We start from the raw sequence: 4,224 nt of genomic DNA, 5'->3' as shown, positions 1-4,224 counted from the left end.
ACATCAAGAAGCCGCTGGCCGACGAGGTGCTGTTCGGCAAGCTCAAGAAGGGCGGAACGGTGCGCGTCACCGTCGAGAAGAAGGAAACCGGCGAGACCGGACTGAAGCTCGAATCGCTCGCGGACGAAGCGCCGGTGAAGCCGAAGAAGGAAGAGCCGGAAGACGCGCCGAAGCCCAAGAAGGCAGTGGCGAAGAAGCCGGTTGCCAAGAAGGCGGTGGCGCAGAAGCCTGAGCCCAAGGGCAAGGATGGCGGCAAGCGCAGCCTGGTGCCGCAACTGCCTCGCAAGAGCTGACGGGTTCGACCCTCATGTGCAAAAAAGCCCCGGAAACGGGGCTTTTTTCATTGGAGCCACGGTATGAAAGCGGGCCAGATCATCATCCTGAACGGCGCCCCCCGGTCCGGAAAGTCGAGTATTGCCGCCGCAATTCAGGAGAAGTTCGATGGCGTCTGGGTGAATCTCGGCGTCGACGTCTATGCACGGATCACGCCACCAAGCTTGCAACCGGGCATCGGCCTGCGCCCCGGTGGAGAACGCCCCGACCTCGAGGCTTTCGTGCCTGAGTTCTATGCAGCACTTTACGAGTCGATCGCAGTCCACAGTCGGCAGGGGCTGAATGTGGTAACCGATATCGGCCACCATGACGCCTATTCGAGACCACTCGGCATACTTCCCGACTGTGCCAGGCGCCTGGCCGGCCTGCCGGTCCTGTTCGTCGGTGTCCACTGTCCAATCGAGGTGATCCTGCAACGGCGCGCCGGCTCAGTCGGCAATTATGTGACCGGGTCGGACGAAGACCCGGTACCCACACCTGTGCGCCTATGGCAGGAGGAAGTTCACAAGCCAGGCCTCTATGACCTTGAAGTCGACACCGAGCTGTTATCTCCTGGAGCATGCGCCGAGGCGATCCGGAAGCTGCTCGACACCGGATCGGAGTCGACGGCCTTCCAGAGATTGGCACTGCTATAGGCTGGCTCCCGGCAGGTTGGATCAGCTCCGGAGCGCTGCCCGAACCTTCTCCGCGTTTTCAGCCAGGACTTCCGGCTTCTCCATCTGTCCGCTGTGCGGCTTGAGCGGCACGCCCTCGAAGCGCGGAAGGACATGCACATGGAGATGATAGACGGTCTGACCGGAGGCCGGCTCATTGAACTGCATGAGCGTGACGCCGTCGGCGTTGAAAGCCTTCTTGACCGCTATGGCCACTTTCTGCACCACGGCAAACAGCCGACCGAACGTGGCAGGATCGGCATCCAGGATGTTGCGTGACGGCGCCTTCGGCACCACCAGGGTGTGGCCTGTGCCCTGCGGCATCACATCCATGAAGGCCACGACGGCGTCATCCTCATAGATACGGTGCGAAGGGATTTCGCCGCGCAGGATTTTTGCGAAAATGTTGTCCGGGTCGTAGACGGTCATGGTACCTCGCTGGTTTTATGGTCGGCAATGTTTGTCGCCTGGGGGGCAGCGTCAAGATGGAGCAGCCATGAAGTGGGTCGTCGCTGGTTGGCTGTTGTTCATCGTGTCAGCATTGTTCTTCATCGCCGCGGCGTGGCGCGCGGGCGATCTGCTGGCGCTTGCCGGCGGCATCTTCTTCCTGGTTGCCTGCTTTTCGTTCCTTGTGCCGATCGCGGCCCGAAAGCCTCACTGACCGAGGGATCGGCACAGGGCTATTCCGCAAGGTCCTTCCGGAACGGCGTGTGCTCCTCGAGATATTCGCCCATTCGCTCGACTTCGCGTCGTTCGCGGCGCAGGTAGTCGGCGACCGCATTTCGCAGCCCGGGATGCGCGATGTAATGCGCCGAATGCATTGTCACCGGTTGGTAGCCGCGCGCAAGCTTGTGCTCGCCTTGCGCTCCGGCCTCAACCACCTTCAGCTTGCGCTCGATGGCGAAGTCGATCGCCTGGTGATAGCAGACCTCGAAGTGCAGAAAGGGGTGGTCTTCGATGCAACCCCAGTTGCGCCCGTAGAGCGCATCGGAGCCGATGAAGTTGATGGCGCCGGCGATATATCGGCCATTGCGCCTGGCCATCACCAGCAGGATGTCGTCCGCCATCCGCTCGCCGATCAGCGAGAAGAACTCGCGGTTGAGATAGGGCCGGCCCCACTTCCTGCCGCCGGTGTCCATGTAGAAGGCGAAGAAGTCGTCCCAGGCGCTTTCGGTGATGTCCTTGCCCGTCAGCCAGTCGATGCTGATGCCGTCCACCAGCGCTTCGCGGCGTTCCTTCTTCATCGCCTTGCGCTTGCGCGAGGCAAGCGTGGCGAGGAAGTCATCATAGCTCGAAAAACCCTCATTGAAGAAATGGAACTGCTGGTCGGTGCGGTGAAGGAAGCCCGCGGCCTCGAGCGTCGCGACGTCGGGCTCCGTGGCGAAGGTTACATGGGCGGAGGAGACGCCGAGCTTGTCGGTCACCATCTTCAGCCCGGCGGCGAGACCGGCCTTGACCGTGTCCGGATCCTCGCCCTTGCTCACCAGCAGGCGAGGGCCGGTCACTGGCGAGAATGGCACCGAACACTGCAACTTTGGATAGTAGCGCCCGCCAGCACGCTCGAACGCGTCGGACCATCCGTGATCGAAGACATATTCGCCCTGGCTGTGCGATTTCAGATAGCAGGGCACGGCGCCCAGCAGCTTGCCCTGCGCTGTCTCGAGCCTCAGGTGATGGCCCTGCCAGCCGGTGCGCCGCACGGCGCAGCCCGAATCTTCCAATGCGCTCAGGAAAGCTAATGAAACCAGCGGGTTGTAGCCGCTTTCCCTGTCGCCGCGTGTCGTCCCGGCGAAGCCGTTCCATTCGTCGCAGGTGAAGGCGCCGATACCCGCGGCGACGCGGATCGCATAGTCCGCATTCGCCACCTGTCCATCGTCGTCGTCACCCTGATCCATGGGGCTTATTTAAGCGTCGTCCGGGCGTCTGCAAGTCACGTTCGAGGCACCGCCTCAGGCTACCTTGATCAAGTCCGGCTCGAAGCCCTCGAAGGTCATCTGGTCAGCATATTTGAAGGTGAGATCGATCGCCGGCTGGTCATGCACGGTCCAGGTGATCACCGGCATCTTGAGCTTTTCGCGCACGAAGCTGACGAACGGGTTCGGCAGGTCGCCGGCGGCGTAGGAGGTGAAGGCGATGTCATGCGCCAGCATGGCGAAATGCGCCTCGATCAACTGGTTTTCCTTGCCATAGGCAGTCAGCCCACCCGGAATGCCGGGCGCGTCCCTGGAAAAATCGCGGATCAGCCAGTGGTCGAACGACATGATCGCCACCTTGCCCTTGTAACGCTTGAGCAGCCTGCCTACGCTGGCGACGAGACCCTTGTCGCGACCGGGCACGCCTTTCAGCTCGACCACAAGCGGCACCCGGCCGTCGATCAGGTCGAGCGCCTCCCGCAGCGTCGGCACATGGTCCGCGGTGCCGCCGACCTTGAGCGCGGTCAGTTCGGCTGCTGTGCGCTGCCAGACGAACCCATCATGGCCGGTCAGGCGCTTCAGCTCGTCGTCGTGTATGACGATCGGCACGCCATCCGAAGAGATATGAACGTCGCATTCGATTGCATAGCCACGCTCGGCTGCTGCCGCGAAGGCGGAAAGCGTGTTCTCCCAGCGCGTCTTGTTCATGTCGTGGAAGCCGCGATGCGCGACCGGGCGGGCAATCAGCCAGGAAAGATCGGACATCTACTCACTCGACTTCAAAGATCGCTTCGACCTCGACCGCTGCGTTGAGCGGCAGCGACGCGGTGCCGACGGCCGAGCGGGCATGCTTGCCGCTTTCGCCGAGCACGGCGACCAGGAAGTCGGAAGCACCGTTGGCCACCAGATGCTGCTCGACGAAGTCAGGCGCCGACGCGACAAACACCGTGATCTTGACCAGCCGGCGGATCTTTCCGAGATCGCCGAGTGCCGCCTTGGCCTGGGCCAGGATGTTGATGGCGCAGAATTTCGCGCCTTCCTTGCCGGTTGCCGTGTCGACGTCGCGGCCGAGCAGCCCGCTCGCCTGGAGCTTGCCGTCCTTGAGCGGCAACTGCCCCGCGGTGAACAGCAGATTGCCGGTCCGGCAATAGGGCACGTAGTTGGCTGCCGGGGCCGCGGCTGCCGGAAGGGTGACGCCAAGATCCGTTAGCCGCTTTTCGATTGTTTCGCTCATTGGTTTTCCCTATTGCTGGAAGACGCCGCGCTGGCGGGGCCGAAATTGCTATTTTTGCCTCGCTTCCGCCACGACTTTTTTTAAGCTGGAC

6 protein-coding genes and 1 pseudogene are annotated in these 4,224 nt (G+C 62.3%); 3 read left to right on the top strand and 4 right to left on the bottom strand.

Annotation, left to right across the window (positions count from 1 at the left end; all coding sequences use genetic code 11):
* Together clpA and Q0L57_RS07150 are read left to right on the top strand one after the other, a co-directional pair.
* Window positions 1-293, top strand: a pseudogene (gene clpA / locus Q0L57_RS07155) (ATP-dependent Clp protease ATP-binding subunit ClpA); the annotation flags it as partial.
* A gap of 63 nt (window positions 294-356) precedes the next feature.
* Entirely contained in the window at window positions 357-968 is a 612-nt protein-coding gene (locus tag Q0L57_RS07150) for a chloramphenicol phosphotransferase (RefSeq protein ID WP_296740336.1), read from the top strand.
* 21 nt (window positions 969-989) lie between these two features.
* Here the strand turns inward: Q0L57_RS07150 and Q0L57_RS07145 are convergent, their stop codons facing one another.
* Window positions 990-1,415, bottom strand: a complete 426-nt coding sequence (locus Q0L57_RS07145; RefSeq protein ID WP_296740334.1) for an HIT family protein — start codon at window positions 1,413-1,415, stop codon at window positions 990-992.
* Between the two features lie 67 nt (window positions 1,416-1,482).
* Between Q0L57_RS07145 and Q0L57_RS07140 the strand changes: the two genes are divergently transcribed.
* Window positions 1,483-1,647, top strand: coding sequence for a cytochrome oxidase subunit III (locus Q0L57_RS07140; RefSeq protein ID WP_296740331.1), 165 nt, complete (start codon window positions 1,483-1,485; stop codon window positions 1,645-1,647).
* 19 nt (window positions 1,648-1,666) lie between these two features.
* Here the strand turns inward: Q0L57_RS07140 and Q0L57_RS07135 are convergent, their stop codons facing one another.
* From Q0L57_RS07135 to Q0L57_RS07125, 3 genes are read right to left on the bottom strand one after another with little or no spacing between them, the layout of a single operon-like run.
* On the bottom strand, window positions 1,667-2,881 hold the full coding sequence (locus Q0L57_RS07135; RefSeq protein ID WP_296740330.1) for a GNAT family N-acetyltransferase: 1,215 nt from the start codon (window positions 2,879-2,881) through the stop codon (window positions 1,667-1,669).
* 54 nt (window positions 2,882-2,935) lie between these two features.
* On the bottom strand, window positions 2,936-3,664 hold the full coding sequence (locus Q0L57_RS07130) for a glycerophosphodiester phosphodiesterase (RefSeq protein ID WP_296740328.1): 729 nt from the start codon (window positions 3,662-3,664) through the stop codon (window positions 2,936-2,938).
* Window positions 3,665-3,668: 4 nt separating this feature from the next.
* On the bottom strand, window positions 3,669-4,133 hold the full coding sequence (locus Q0L57_RS07125) for a RidA family protein (RefSeq protein ID WP_296740327.1): 465 nt from the start codon (window positions 4,131-4,133) through the stop codon (window positions 3,669-3,671).
* Between the last annotated feature and the right edge of the window lie 91 nt (window positions 4,134-4,224).

The organism is Mesorhizobium sp. (assembly GCF_024509055.1).
GTDB lineage: Bacteria > Pseudomonadota > Alphaproteobacteria > Rhizobiales > Rhizobiaceae > Mesorhizobium.
The sequence above is the reverse complement of the archived record's forward strand: the minus strand, read 5'-3'. Positions and strand labels throughout refer to the sequence as shown.